The sequence below is a fragment of the Paenibacillus germinis genome, assembly GCF_013141785.1.
GTDB lineage: Bacteria > Bacillota > Bacilli > Paenibacillales > NBRC-103111 > Paenibacillus_E > Paenibacillus_E phytorum.
Window position 1 is genome coordinate 29,965 of sequence record NZ_WHOC01000011.1, and the last position, 14,655, is coordinate 44,619.

9 protein-coding genes and 1 pseudogene are annotated in these 14,655 nt (G+C 44.1%); all 10 read left to right on the forward strand.

All coding sequences use genetic code 11. The features are described 5' to 3' along the window. Positions 1-149: 149 nt before the first annotated feature. A pseudogene (locus tag GC102_RS01575) lies at positions 150-781 on the forward strand (pyridoxamine 5'-phosphate oxidase family protein). A gap of 91 nt (positions 782-872) precedes the next feature. After that, positions 873-1,205, forward strand: a complete 333-nt coding sequence (locus GC102_RS01580) for a DUF3024 domain-containing protein (RefSeq protein ID WP_171687930.1) — start codon at positions 873-875, stop codon at positions 1,203-1,205. 55 nt (positions 1,206-1,260) lie between these two features. After that, entirely contained in the window at positions 1,261-1,713 is a 453-nt protein-coding gene (locus GC102_RS01585; RefSeq protein WP_171687931.1) for a DUF4362 domain-containing protein, read from the forward strand. A gap of 107 nt (positions 1,714-1,820) precedes the next feature. After that, positions 1,821-3,266 (forward strand): DEAD/DEAH box helicase, encoded by a 1,446-nt coding sequence (locus tag GC102_RS01590; protein WP_171687932.1) that lies wholly within the window; start codon positions 1,821-1,823, stop codon positions 3,264-3,266. 620 nt (positions 3,267-3,886) lie between these two features. Further along, a complete protein-coding gene (locus GC102_RS01595; protein ID WP_171687933.1) occupies positions 3,887-4,831 on the forward strand; it encodes a carbohydrate ABC transporter permease in 945 nt (314 codons plus the stop codon). Positions 4,832-4,851: 20 nt separating this feature from the next. Further along, positions 4,852-5,679 (forward strand): carbohydrate ABC transporter permease, encoded by an 828-nt coding sequence (locus GC102_RS01600; RefSeq protein WP_171687934.1) that lies wholly within the window; start codon positions 4,852-4,854, stop codon positions 5,677-5,679. A gap of 124 nt (positions 5,680-5,803) precedes the next feature. Next, a complete protein-coding gene (locus GC102_RS01605; protein WP_171687935.1) occupies positions 5,804-7,147 on the forward strand; it encodes an ABC transporter substrate-binding protein in 1,344 nt (447 codons plus the stop codon). A 102-nt stretch (positions 7,148-7,249) separates the two neighbouring features. Further along, positions 7,250-9,037 carry a cache domain-containing sensor histidine kinase gene (locus tag GC102_RS01610; RefSeq protein WP_171687936.1) on the forward strand — a complete coding sequence of 596 codons (1,788 nt, stop codon included), beginning with the start codon at positions 7,250-7,252 and terminating at the stop codon, positions 9,035-9,037. Between the two features lie 2 nt (positions 9,038-9,039). Continuing rightward, complete coding sequence (locus GC102_RS01615; RefSeq protein ID WP_171687937.1) at positions 9,040-10,671, forward strand: response regulator transcription factor; 1,632 nt, start codon at positions 9,040-9,042, stop codon at positions 10,669-10,671. Between the two features lie 684 nt (positions 10,672-11,355). Next, positions 11,356-14,655 (forward strand): OmpL47-type beta-barrel domain-containing protein (locus tag GC102_RS01620; protein WP_171687938.1); only part of this gene is annotated, 3,300 nt, incomplete at its 3' end.

Genomic DNA, 14,655 nt, shown 5'->3' on the forward strand with positions numbered 1-14,655 from the left:
TGCCGCGGCAGTTCTTTTTGTTTTTGTAAATTAAGTGAGTAGTAGTTCGTAAAAGTGCAGGGATTTATTGGGATTAATTGAATTAATGATTAGGAAGGGCAAATCATATTAAAGAGCAATAATAATCACAAAAGAACTGAGGACAATATATGAAGGTTCCATTTAAAGAAATTTTAACATCTGAAGATGAAATTAGAGAACTAATAGGCTCTCCGAGTGAACTTGTAAAGCAAAAAGTAATTAACAGTTTAGATAAACATTGTCAGGATTTAATAGGATTATCACCATTATTATTTTTATCTACTTCAGATGAGCACGGTTATTGTGATGTTTCACCAAGAGGAGATGCTCCCGGTTCGGTTCTTGTTCTTAATGAAAGATATTTTGTTATTCCAGAAAGACCTGGGAACCGTAGGATTGATTCACTAAGAAATATATTATCGAATCCTCATGTTGGAATCATATTTATTATTCCTGGGCTGGAAGAAACATTAAGAATTAATGGGCGAGCATTTGTGATTAAAGATGAAGGAATTCTGAAGCAGATGGAAGCCAAGGGGAAATACCCTATTTTAGGAATTGGAGTAGAAGTTGAAGAATGCTTCATTCATTGTGCTAAAGCATTTAAACGTTCTGGTATTTGGGATAGTAAGTCTTGGGCAGTAGAGGACTCTTTACCATCAATTCCAAGAATATTATCAGAACATGTGAATTCAACTCAATATACCATTGAAGTAATCACTAAGGGTTACAAGAGAGCTATGAGAAGAGACTGTATTAAATGCAGGTTAAATGAACCCTTATATAGAATAATAGGATTCTTATATAGGAATCTATTGAATAAGACATCTTGAATAATATGAGGTGAAACTATGTTTGACGAATTCACAAAGAAACGATTAGAAAACATTTTACAGGAATATATTGAGAAGAAGATACCCAAACATTTAAACAACCAGATTCGGATGGTGTATAAATTTAGAGGGAACAATGTGACACTCATTGAGGAAAGAGAACCCTATATTGGTACGGAATGGACTCAATTTGATATTGCGCAGTTCAGATTAGAATCGAATGAATGGAAAGTCTATTGGAGAGACAGTAAGGATAAGTGGCACTGGGTTGATCATATCGAACCAGATAGTAATTTTGAGAAACAATTACAATTAGTTGATAAGGACAATACGGGAGTATTTTGGGGATAAAGATTGCGAGAGTTTGAAGACCTTCGATAGGGCATTTATAGAACCGAGGTAACCCATGAGGAGAATAATTTGTCTTGTTCTTTCTGTATTCGTACTATCAGGCTGTAATACATACACTCTTCAAGACGCAAAGAATAATGGAGATATTATTGTAGGTCATCTAGGGCCAATGAACTTTGAAAAGATTGATTCTTTTATTACAGATTTTGAAAATCAGAAAGCATCAAAACTAAGAATTACTAGTTACTCAGAGGAAGGGGATCCAATATTAAGTGATCTCATTTATGATGGGAAGCAAATTAACTATATTTTTGATAACTCAAGAGATAAACATGGTGGGAAACAAAAAGGGAAAGATAAAACCTCGTGCAATAATATTGAAAAGAGAAGTGTAACGAGAGAGGACAGTACAAAAGGATTTGAATATATCTTAACGGGTTGTAAGGAGATTATTGGTTTCCACTCGGGCGATAAAAATGAAATTTTCTTAATGTTTAAAGCGCAGTAATTTTTTTGGTCTGTTTCCCTTCAAGCCTTCTTTTAAGGGCTTTTTTTTGTTCCCGAGGCAAGATGTAGTAATATAGGAAGAACAGCAAGAAGAAGGGGAGTTTATTAGTGGGTATAAGAAGTTTTACGGATTATAATTTGAGTGAAGATATCGTACGGGCGCTTCAAAGTTTAGGATACGAGCAGCCGACAGATGTGCAGAACGAAGTGATTCCAATCGCACTGCAGGAGAAGGATCTCACGGTTAAGTCACGTACGGGAAGCGGGAAGACGGCGGCGTTCGGTATACCGATTTGTGAATTGGTGGAGTGGGAAGAGAACAGGCCGCAGGCGCTGATTTTGACACCGACGAGAGAGTTGGCCGATCAAGTGAAGCAGGATATCACGAATATCGGGAGATTCAAGCGGATAAAAGCGGTAGCTCTTTATGGGAAGCAGCCTTTTGCCAAGCAGAAGATTGAGCTGCACCAAAAGTGCCATGTAGTCGTTGGGACGCCGGGCCGCGTGCTGGATCATATTCAGAAAGGGACGCTGGACCTGGAGCGGCTAAAATATCTAGTCATCGATGAAGCGGATGAGATGCTCCGGATGGGCTTCATTGAGCAGGTGGGGGCGATTATTGATGAGCTGCCGACGGATCGCATGACGATGTTATTTTCGGCAACTCTCCCCAATGATGTGGAACAATTATGCCATCGATACATGCATAACCCTATCGATATTGAGATTCAAACACCTGAGGCGTCCAAGGTTCAGATTGAGCATTCTATCATAACGGTTCGAGAAAACGAGAAATTTAATGTGCTTAAGGATGTCTTCGTGGTGGAGAATCCCGATAATTGCATCATTTTCTGCCGGACGCAAGAGCATGTCGATTACTTATATAGGCAGTTGGAGCAGCTAGACTATCCGTGCGACAAAATCCACGGGGGCATGATACAGGACGATCGGTTCCTAGTCATGAATGCTTTCAAAAGAGGGGAATTCCGTTTCTTAATTGCCACGGATGTCGCGGCGCGAGGGATTGATGTGGAGGATATCACGCATGTCATTAACTACGATCTTCCGCTTGAAAAAGAAAGCTATGTCCACCGAATCGGAAGAACTGGACGTGCAGGGAAAACGGGCAAGGCGATTACGTTTGTAACGCCAAATGAGGACAAGTTTCTAGCTGATATTGAAGGCTATCTGGGGTTCGAAATACCGAGAAAAGACGCTCCCACGGCGGATGAGGTTGATATTGGACAATCCGCTTTTGATCAAAAAATGCAGGCCACACCTGTTATTAAGAGGGATAAAAGTGACCAACTGAACAAGGGAATTATGAAGCTCTATTTTAACGGTGGGAAAAAGAAAAAGATTCGGGCTGTAGACTTTGTAGGAACCCTGGCCAAAATTGAAGGTGTGACGGCTGATGACATTGGAATCATTACGATTCAGGACAATGTTTCGTATGTGGATATTTTGAATGGTAAGGGCCCATTGGTGCTCAAAATCATGAAGAATACGACGATTAAAGGCAAGCTGCTGAAGGTGCATGAAGCGAATAAGTAAGATCAAGGATCCGGTTAGCCTCTGAGGCTTATCGGATTTTTTGCTGTCACTGCCATGCGGCGGTGCTACAACGCGCTCTCAGGATTCGCGTGCATGGGGGAAAGGGTCTATTAGGAATTCAACCTGTCTTTTCTCGGTTTATAGGAGCGAAAGTTGTACAGTGTACAACAATTTCAGTGGTTTCTTCTCACCCAAGCTGAAGATGTTGTATGTTGTACAACAATTTTGCCGCATTTCCTTCAAAAGAGCTGCTTTTGGGAGAAAATGTTGTATGTTCTGCAACAATCGCAGGGATTACGCGGATTAGCCGGCTTATTGTTGTACAAAATACAATATTGCTTGCGAGAGTAGAATTGTTTTGATCAAATATGGCTTGGACCGCAAAAAGGGGAGCCGACGATCAATTTACGTGTTAAAAGGTTAAAGTCTGCAACTTAACTTGCTTCTCATTAACCTAGACAAACGGCTCGTTCTTTAGAACAGCGCAAGACATTTATCCTTGCATCCCGCCATACTACTTACCCAAAGGTCAAAATTTTACCCAAAGGAGTCAATTAATTGACTTACCTATGCTTCTCCACCAAGGTAGACTAGAGAAAACACGACATGGGGTGAATTTCATGGCTACCAAAATACATTCACAAGCAGGCATTACTCCCTCCGTACAAGTGAAGCGGAAGCGGTCCACGCAGCAGGTGCGCGAGGATCTGGTCGGATACGCATTCGTCAGTCCCATGATACTTGGGTTATTTATTTTTACACTATTTCCAATCGTAGCTTCCTTTTTCCTCAGTTTTACGAATTGGAACTTTGTTGCCGGATTTTCTAAAGTGAAATTTCTCGGCTTAGATAACTTTGTTAAGCTTGTGCATGACAGCGTATTTCTTCTATCACTCAAAAATAACCTGATTCTTATGATTGTAGTGCCGTTAACCTTGATCTTTTCGCTCGTTCTGGCGGTCATCATCGATAAGAAAATTCATTTTAAAGACCTATTTAAAGTGGTTTATTTCATTCCTTACATCTCAAGTGTTGTTGCTGTAGCTATTGTGTTTCAGGTATTGTTCCACCCAACCTATGGACCGATTAATCAAATATTAATCGACTGGGGGATGGCGAATCCGCCCAAATGGCTAGCTGATCCGGATTTTGCTTTATATTGTGTAATGGGACTTATGATCTGGGTGAGTATCGGATATAACATGATTATATTTATGGCCGGTTTGCAGTCGATTCCGAACGATCTTTATGAGGCAGCGGACATTGACGGCGCATCGAAGTTGAAGCAATTTTTCAGCATAACGGTGCCGCTTTTATCGCCAACCACATTCTTTTTACTCGTAACAGGCATTATAGGGACATTCAAAGCGTTCGATGTTATTTCCGTTCTAACAGGCGGCGGTCCTGCGAATTCAACCAGTGTAGTCGTATATCGTTTGTATGAAACAGCCTTCGTTAATCTACAATCCGGCTACGCCTCCGCGATGGCTATTGTGCTGCTGGTGTTTGTCCTCCTGATTACACTCGTTCAGTGGTTTGGACAACGTAGATGGGTCAATTACTAGAGAAGAAGGAGGAGTAACCGATGGACAAGTTTAAAAATGTGAAAAAAACGCTGCTAACGATCTTCATGTTTATCATAGGCATATTGTTCATGTCTCCCTTCTTATGGATGATATCCGCATCTATGAAGCCGGAAGCAGATGTTTTTCTATATCCCATTCAGTGGATCCCGAAGCATTGGAATTTGATTGAAAATTATAAGGCGGTTTGGTCGACGAAATTCTCCCTGTATTACTGGAATTCTATCAAGGTTTCTGTTTTGACTACGGCGCTTTCCGTCCTGCTTTCCTCCATGGCAGCCTATGCTTTCTCGAAGATCAAGTTTCGCGGCCGTCATGTACTCTTTGTTCTCGTCCTGGCGATCTATATGATTCCCAGTCAAGCGATTCTCGTTCCACAGTTTCTATTGTTCCGCTGGATGGGCTTGTTCGATAGTCACTTTGGTTTAATTTTGCTTGGCTCCTTCAGTGTTCTCGGGACTTTCATGCTTCGCCAGTTCTATATGGGCATTCATGAGGAGTTTATCGAGTCAGCGCGAATGGATGGAGCAGGCCATGTCCGAATTTTCTTCTCTATCTGTACACCGCTTGTACGTCCAGCGATCGCTACTTATGCGATTCTGCGTTTTATCTGGACATGGAACGACTACCAGAACCCGCTTATTTTCTTAAGGACGAAAGATTTATTCACACTGCCTCTTGGCATTCGATCCTTCGCTGATCTAAATGGAGAGTTCTACTCACTCATCATGGCCGCTTCTGTATCGGCAATCGTACCTTTACTTATCATTTTCATCATTGGGCAAAAGCAAGTAATCGAGGGAATCTCGATGGGTGGCGTTAAAGGCTAAGGGTTAAAAAGTCAAAAAATGAGTGCATGAGGTTAAAATAGTGCCTCGTGTGCTCCAAACAAGTTTGTTACGATCGATTATGTAAAGGTTTTCAATATAACGAATACAACTTGGAGGGGTTCCTATGAAAAAGAGTTTATTAGTACTAAGCGGTGTCCTAGCCATCAGTACTGCACTTGTGGGCTGTGGTAAAGGAGATACACCTGCGGCGGATAATGGTAAGGATGCAGCAGCAACAGCTAAAGCGCCTGTTACAATTAAAGTACAAGGATGGTACACTGAGGCTCAAGGGAACTGGAATGCGACTGTTGAAGCTTACAATAAAACTCACCCGAACGTGAAAGTCGTTTATGAAAGCATGTCCGAGAAGGGCGATTCCCAAGAAGGGATGAAAAAGCTTGATCTATTAGCCGCTTCCGGCGACCAAATGGACGTTGTTATGTACTCAAGCGCACCCGAATTCGCTCAACGCATAGGAGCCGGTATCTTGGAGCCACTTGATGATTATTTGAAGAAAGATAACATTGTTGTTAAAGATGAATATAAGCTTGACCCGGTCGTAAACGGCAAATATTATGCTCTGCCCGGTAAAATGGCGGAATGGTTCGTTCTATTGAACAAAGATAAGTTGGATGAAGCGAAACTGCCCGTACCAACAGAGTGGACCTGGGATGAATATGCGGAGTATGCTAAGAAATTGACCAAGGGTGAAGGCGCAGCCAAGCAGTACGGATCCTACTTCCATAATTGGAAAGAATACGCGGAATTGGCACTGAACAGCGACATGGATAACGCTTACCTAGTGAAACCTGACGGTACACAGAATATCGATAATCCAAAGGTTCGTTACTCCCTCGATTTACGTAACAAAATGGAAAATGTGGACAAAACATCCGTTCCTTACTTTGAAGTTATATCGCAGAAAATGGCTTACCGTGACGTTTTCTATGCCGGTAAAACAGCGATGTTAGCAACAGGGAACTGGATGGTAGGAGAACTGGCGCTGAATGCGAAATTTAAGACAGTGTTTGCTCCATATCCGAAGTACGACGCGAAAGATGTGAACGGTCTAACGATTGGAGGCGCGGACTTCGTAGGTGTCGCAGCAAATTCCAAGAATAAGCAAGCGGCATATGACTTTGTGAAATGGTATACGACGGAAGGAATTCAAACACAGGGTCTGTTCTTCTCGGGTTGGAAGAAAGCCGATTTGGCTAAGAATGTAGATTCGATTCTGAAAAATGGTAAACCAGAACAAGCTGCCATGATCGATAAGGATTCATTGTTGGCTACGTTGAAAGTAAATAAAGCAACGAAGCTTGTTATTCCTCCGACATATGCCCTGCAGCAAGAGAAGGAATTCTTAACACAAGTCGAGCTGTTCTTGACAGGTAAGCAGGATCTGGAGAAAACAATTCAAACAGCAAAAACGAAAATCGAAGATATCCGTAAGAGCAATGCCAAGTAGTTATTAACGAACCGTACACCATTCCTGATATAATTGAAAGAGGAGGCCTAGGGCTCCTCTTTTTCCCATTTCTTTGATTCAAACGAAAGGCAGGAGAGTGCAGTGCCGAGCTGGCTTCGTACCTTATCACTACGCAATAAATTGGTGCTGACGATTCTGATATGTCTCGTTCTCCCTTCCATCGTTTCCATGAACGTCTCCAGTCTGCTAACACGGGATGCTGTGAGGTCGCAAGTGGCTGATAACTCGCAGGAATCGATGCGGATCGTCAATCAGATTGTAAACGGACAAATGAAAAATATGCTTTATGTGATGAATTTCATTCAATTTGATGAGGATCTGCAGCCTTCTATTCGTGAATTAGGCCGGGCAAATGACCAAACGGATAAAGGGGATGTCTTGGCGTATAAACAAACGATATTTAAGAAAATGTCAACGGTCATCAACTCATTTGGTAATTTATACGTCACACTGCTTTTGCCCAATGGTGAGTATGTTGCTTCGTATTCAACCTTTGCTTTTAACCCGAATGAATTCCTGCAAAAAAGTTGGTTTAGCGATGTGGATAAAGCGTCCGGTTATAATGTCAAATGGATAGGCGCTGAACCCAATTATAGTCAAGCAACCAATCAACCTTATTTATTGGCGGCAGCAAAACCGCTTCGTATCAATGGATTAACGTACGGTTATGTGGTTGTTGGACTGGAATTAAGCTCAATTCAACAGTTATTTGATCAATATAAAAACAATGAATCGATGGTCATTGTTGACGGTCAGGGGCGTATTCTGGTCGATAAAGACTCCACAACCATCGGTCATCCGTTTCCTTACTATGATCAACTTCCGGCGCAGGATGGATCTTCGTTTGTGAAGGTAGATGGAGAAGATTACATCTTGCATAGCAATCATTTAACGCCCGAATGGAAGCTTGTTAATATGAGTCCGTATAAAAGCGCTGCCCACAAAATTGAGTCTTTCCGAAAGACTGATTTTCTGATCCAGTTATTCTTTTTAATCCTATTCGCCGTAGTGCTCCTTTATATGGTGCGTACGCTTACGAAACCGATTGCGCGGCTTGTCCAAACCGTAGTCCGCATTGAATCCGGTCAACTGAGTGAGCGATCTAACATCAGCGGGGGAGATGAAGTAGGGCGGCTTGGTTATGTATTCGACCGAATGATCGACCGTATTGAACGGACGTTAGAAGAGAACCGCCGCGAACAAGAGTTAAAGCGTAAAGCAGAACTAGCGATGCTGCAGGCGCAAATTAATCCGCATTTTTTATTTAACGTGCTTAATTCGATCCGTCTGAAAATAATGATGAAAGGTGATTCCGAGAATGCGGAGTTAATCAGTTCATTATCATCTCTCTTGCGGATGACGATCAACCGCAACAATGAATACATTTCGCTGCATGAGGAGATTGAGATTAACGAACATTATATTCGATTGTTAAATTCTCGGCACGGTGATCGGGTACAGCTGCAGATTTCAGCGGCTTCAGACACCCTTCTTTTTGAAATACCTCGGTTCTTATTACAACCGCTAATTGAGAACGCTTATATACATGGGCTTAAAAGCAAGGCAGGGGAAATTACCATAGCTTCGAGGATTTGTGAGGATGGGAGGCTGCAGGTGGAAGTTAGAGATTCGGGTGTCGGGATGCCCCCTGAACGTTTAGCTGCACTTCGCAATCATCTGGATGTCATTCCTACCCAGCAATTTCAGGAAACAAGCAGCCCTTCCTTGTCGGGCATTGGTTTACACAATGTATTTGAACGACTTCGTTTAATATATGGTCATCGTTTTGATTATGAAATCGAAAGCGGACAAGATCAGGGAACGCAGATTGTGCTGCGCTTTCCTCATCAGGTAGGAAAGGAGGGTTAACCATGTACTCCGTTATGATTGTGGATGATGATTTACCTGTGCTTGAATTTTTGAAGACTTCAATTAAGTGGGCAGAGTTAGGCTATACGTTGATGGGCGCTTACGAGAATCCATTGGATGCGCTCGAAGCCGGACGCCTGGAAAAGACGGATGTGCTCATAAGCGATATTGGCATGCCTGGCATGAATGGACTGGAGCTCATTGGGCATCTGCGTGAGGTTCATCCTCACGTGAAGGCCGTCATTCTATCCTGTCACGATGATTTTCACTATGCGCAAACAGCGATGAAGCTGTCGGTAAGCGAATATATCTTGAAGGAAACGATGAATGTTGGCAACATTTCTGAGTTGTTGGGAAGGCTGAAGGAACAGTTGGACGCGGAGGTTCAAGTAGTGTCGAAGAGCCGCAAGCTCGAGAAGGAGGCTTATCAACACCGCGGTGCGTCCAAGCGTCAATTTATCCGCAGTACGGTGAATGAGCCTTTGTTTGATGCGGAAGAGTGGACTTTGAAAGCTGAAGGATTCGGTATTCGTCTTGGAAAGCAAGGCGTACTTCCGGTCTTTGGTTATGCGAATCGTGTGAAGGAGGCAGACAATCGCTTTCAATCCAAGGATTTGTTTGAATACACCATCCAGAATATTGTTGAAGAGCTGCTTGTCGATCAGAAGGAGACAGCACTTTTCACTTATGATACCGGAGAATTTGTTTTGTTGTTTCCACATTACTCGGAGCTTCACGTCAACAACAGCCAAAAGGTGGAGCAGACACTAAGGCAGCTGCAAAGCAGCTTACAACAATATTCAAAGCTTTCATTCACCTTTCTAACGGGAAGCCCAGTCAAAGATGCACGATCTTTGAAAGATCAATTGATTCGAATGGTCGAAGGGAAGAATCTGCGTTTTTATTTACCGGAGTCATCTATCATTAAATTGGGGCATGTTAGAGAAGGATTCGGGGACGGAGGGGTGCTGTTAGCGCAGTACTCCGAAGCACTAGATGAGTTTCGGAGTGTCGTTTTCGATGAGCGACCCGATATGATCGATGGGTTTGTCTCGAAGTGGATAGATTTTATCCAATATAACCGATTTCGCCCGATGGAAGTAAAGGAATGGCTGCTGAAGATGATTCTCGACGTACGGATGCGGCTCAAGTCGCTGCAGCATTATCAATCAACCTTCTCATCGGAGCTCTTACATCATGATGTTTATGAATTGTCGTCCCTCCGTGAGCTTGAGCTATGGCTCAAGGATTACCTTCAGCAGGCCATTCAATGGGCTGGCCAGGTGTATCGCGAGTCACACAACCGTGAAATTCTGGAGTGTCAACGCTTTGTATATAATCATCTGCATATGAAAATTTCCCTCGAAGATGCAGCCACCCATCTTCATCTGCATCCAAGCTATTTAAGCCGATTATTCAAACGGGAAACCGGGGAGAATTTCATTGAATACGTCACTAGGCTCAAGATGGAAAAAGCGAAGGAGCTTTTAGAAATCACGGACAAGAGTGTTGAGCAAATTTCCGATTCGTTGGGCTACGAAAATAAGAATTATTTCGGTAAGCTGTTCAAAGCTCATACGGGGTTTGTGCCGAATGCTTATCGTGGACAAACGAAAGCGAATCAGCCGTCTTAGCTATGGGAACCAGAATTTCTTGAGGCGTCAATGCTATTTGGATGGAAAACACTTGAAATCATGGGGAAGAGGATCGTAGGTGCGATATTTGGACGAAAACAGCCGGAATCATGAGGAAGAGGAACGTAGATGCTTTATTTGACCGAAAACATCCGAAATCTGGAGGAAGAGGAACGAGGGGGCGTTATTTCGCGGTTTTTGCCTTTGGATCGTTCTTTTTTGATCAAATAGCGCCCTCACGTTCCTCTTATTCGATTTTATGCGCAGATTTCCCGAAATAGCGGCGCTACGTTCCGTTAGCTAGAGGTCGGGTGACTTTCCTTGCCCATAATATGCTTATAAAAGGCTGTGGCATACAAAAACGGAGACAGTTGGTCAGGCAGATATAACCTGCCGTTCAGCTGTCTTTTAAATCTTTAGGGAAAGCCTTAGAAAAAGTGAAAGCGATTACAAATAAATCGAGTGATATTCATGAACAATCCTGCTCGACTGCTAGTGAAGTTTGCATAGGTTGCGAATTAAGAAATTGTGCACCTGCACAAACTTCCTTATCTTTACAAAAAAATATCACTTTTTCCTTTTAGATCATGGTAAAATTTAGGGGTATTATTGGGCTTGTCTGTCCATAAAGCCTCTGCTTATGAAGAAGTTTTTTGACTCAGCAAATGCTAAGGAGGAATTGTAATGAGTAGGCTAGCAGGATGGAAAGCAAAACTTTTGAAAACAACACTTGCCGTAACAATCGCGTTACCGTTTCAAGTATTAGCCACAAGCAGCTGGCAAGCTGTTATGGCGGAAGGACCGACTGATCCGGCTCCATTCATTGAAGCCAAAGTTGTGAATGAAAACGCTGGCAAGAAGGTGCTTTTCGACAATACGCATGAACAAACGGCTGGGGCGGCCGATTGGGTCATTGATGGCGCCTTCTCCGATTTCGCCAATGCTTTAGCGAATAATGGTTATTATGTGAAAGAGCTGCGCAAAACAACACCAATTACTTTGAGTGATTTGAGTGGTTACGATGTATTCGTCGTTGCGGAGTCTAATGTTCCTTATAAGACGAGCGAGCAGGCCGCTCTGGAGCAATATGTGCAGGGTGGCGGCAGTATCTTCTTCATCGGAGATCACTACAATGCAGACCGCAACAAGAACCGTTGGGACGGTTCGGAAGTATTCAATGGTTACCGCAGAGGCGCATGGACGAATCCGGCTAGCGGCATGAACGCAGAAGAGATCGCTTCGTCGGCGATGCAGGATGTAGCAAGTTCGGACTGGTTGGCTACACAGTTCGGTTTGCGTTTCCGCTATAATGCTTTAGGAGATATTACGGCGAATCAAATTGTTGCGCCAGAGCAAGCTTTCGGGATTACCAACGGTGTCTCAACAGTGGCTATGCATGCAGGTTCAACACTAGCCATTCTTGATCCGACAAAGGCGAAGGGGATTGTGTACCTGCCGCAAACGAGCGATGCTTGGGCGAACGCAGTCGATCAAGGTGTTTATAATGGAGGCGGTATTGCCGAAGGCCCTTATGTGGCTGTTGCTAAAGCGGGTGCAGGGAAGGCTGCTTTTATCGGCGATTCCTCACCGGTTGAAGACGCAACTCCGAAATATGTCCGCGAGGATACGGGTGCGAAGAAGACGACCTATGACGGCTTTAAAGAGCAGAATGATGGTGTGCTGCTTGTAAATATGGTGAACTGGCTCTCGAAGAAAGAAAGCTATACAAGCTTATCTCAGGTTAACGGCTTGCAGTTAGATCAACCGACAACGCTTCTGCCTTTTGAAGATCCGGCTACATCAACGGAACCACAGCCAGAGCCTTGGGCTGCACCAAATGCAGGCTACAAATGGTATGACCGCAGTACATTTAAACCGGGGTCATACGGCGGACCAACGGCAACAGCGAGCGCAGCTTACAGCTTTGTGCATCAAGCAACACTACCCAATGCAGTGGACTTCCCCGTGCGGGTAGTTGTGGATAACCTGCCTGCGTCTACGACTGTAGCGGGTTTCAGTGTTGGTATATATTTGGTCAGCGGTGGCGCTCAAATAGCCATGATTCAAAATGCAGACGGCACATGGCCTACTGCATACGCGTACAGCTCCACGTTTAGCGTGACCTCAGATATTAACGGACATGCTACAAAAGATTTGAATGTTCGAATTAAGCCGGGAACGACGGCTGCGGCCAACTTGAGGCTGCGTCAAAACGGAACGAACTTGAAGACCGAAGGCGTTACACTTGGCAACGTTCCGGCTGAACCATTACCGGAAGAGCAGAATCCGATTCCAGCAAAGATCACAGTCGCTGAAGCACGGGGGAAAGCTGCAGGAACATTGGTGACTGTTGAGGGCGTTGTAATTACGGAACCGGGCTCTTTTGGCGGGCAATCTTTTTACTTGCAGGATGCTACCGGCGGTATGTATGTGTTCCAGAGCTTGAGTGGCTTCCATCTTGGAGATACCGTGAAGGTGACGGCTTCGACAGCGCTATTTAACACAGAGTTCGAGTTGACGGATCCAGTGGAAATTGCCAAAACAGGGGTCGCTGCTGTGCCTACGCCAGCTGTTGTATCTTCTATAACTAGCGATAACCAAGGTCAACTGGTTGAGCTTAGCAATGTAACTATCAATAATATCATTAGTGCTACACCGACTGGCTCTTTTGAATTTGATGCGGTTAGCGGAGCGGTAAGCAATCATGTTCGGGTAGACGCACGGACTGGATTAACACAGAGTACGTTCCCGTACCAGGCAGGTCAAACCGTGAATATCAAAGGTGTGGCTGCTATTTTCAAAGGTGTATTCCAGTTGAAACCAAGAGGATTGAGCGACTTCACCAAAGTGGCTGACACAGTGGCACCTGTGACGACGGCGGCATTGTCGAGTTCTCCAAATAGCGAGGGCTGGTTTAAAGAAGACGTGACGGTTACCTTGACGGCTGTGGATGAATCAGCGGGTGCGGTGGGGACCGAATACAGTATCAATGGTGGGACAGCAGCAGCTTACGTTGCACCAATTGTCATTCAAAACGAAGGAACGAGTACGATCGGATATTTCTCCACAGATGCCGCAGGGAATGTGGAAGCGGTGAAATCGTTGCAAGTGAAATTGGATAAAACAGCGCCGGAGGCTATATTGACGCAGTCCGGTCACACAGTTGGGGATGTGACAGATGCGGATACGCTGAGATTCGATTTAAACAGTACTGATGCACACTCCGGTGTGGCGACGCAGAAGTTGACTTTGGATGGCGCTGTGATTAACAGCGGTCAAACGTTTGCCGCAGGCAGTCTAGCACTAGGAGCACATACGGTGCAATACAGTGTAGTGGATGCAGCAGGCAATTTAGTACAATCGACACAAACATTCAACGTAAGTACGAGCGTTACATTCAGTCAAGCTACCCTTGCTGCTGACGCGGTGTCTCTGAAAGTAGGTGAAACGACGGCTACTCACCTTACTGGTACATTAAGCAATGGAACACCAGCTGATCTTAGTGGTGCTGTAGTTGCCTACAACACAAGTAATGGAGCGGTAGTTACTGTAGATGCAGCAGGTAAAGTTAGCGCTTTGACAGAAGGTACTGCACAAATTACAGCTACCGTCACCCTGAATGGAAAAACAGTACCAACAAACGCTGTGACTATTACGGTTGTGAAGCCGTTATCGGTTGGGGCGCCAGGTAAGCCAGTTTTGTCAGATAACAGCGGTCAGGCAACTGGATTAAAAGATGGTAACTATACCGTCACAATGAACATGTGGTGGGGAAATAACGGCTCCGTGTTCAAGCTGTACGAAAATGGCGTACTCATTAGTACGCAAACATTGACAGACGCGTCTCCAGCAGCGCAATTGGCTAAAGTAGATGTGAAAGGCAAAGCGAACGGCACTTATACGTATACGAGCGAACTTATTAATTCCTTCGGAACAACAGCTAGCAGCCCACTTGTGGTCAAGATTACAGACGCATCGCCAGGT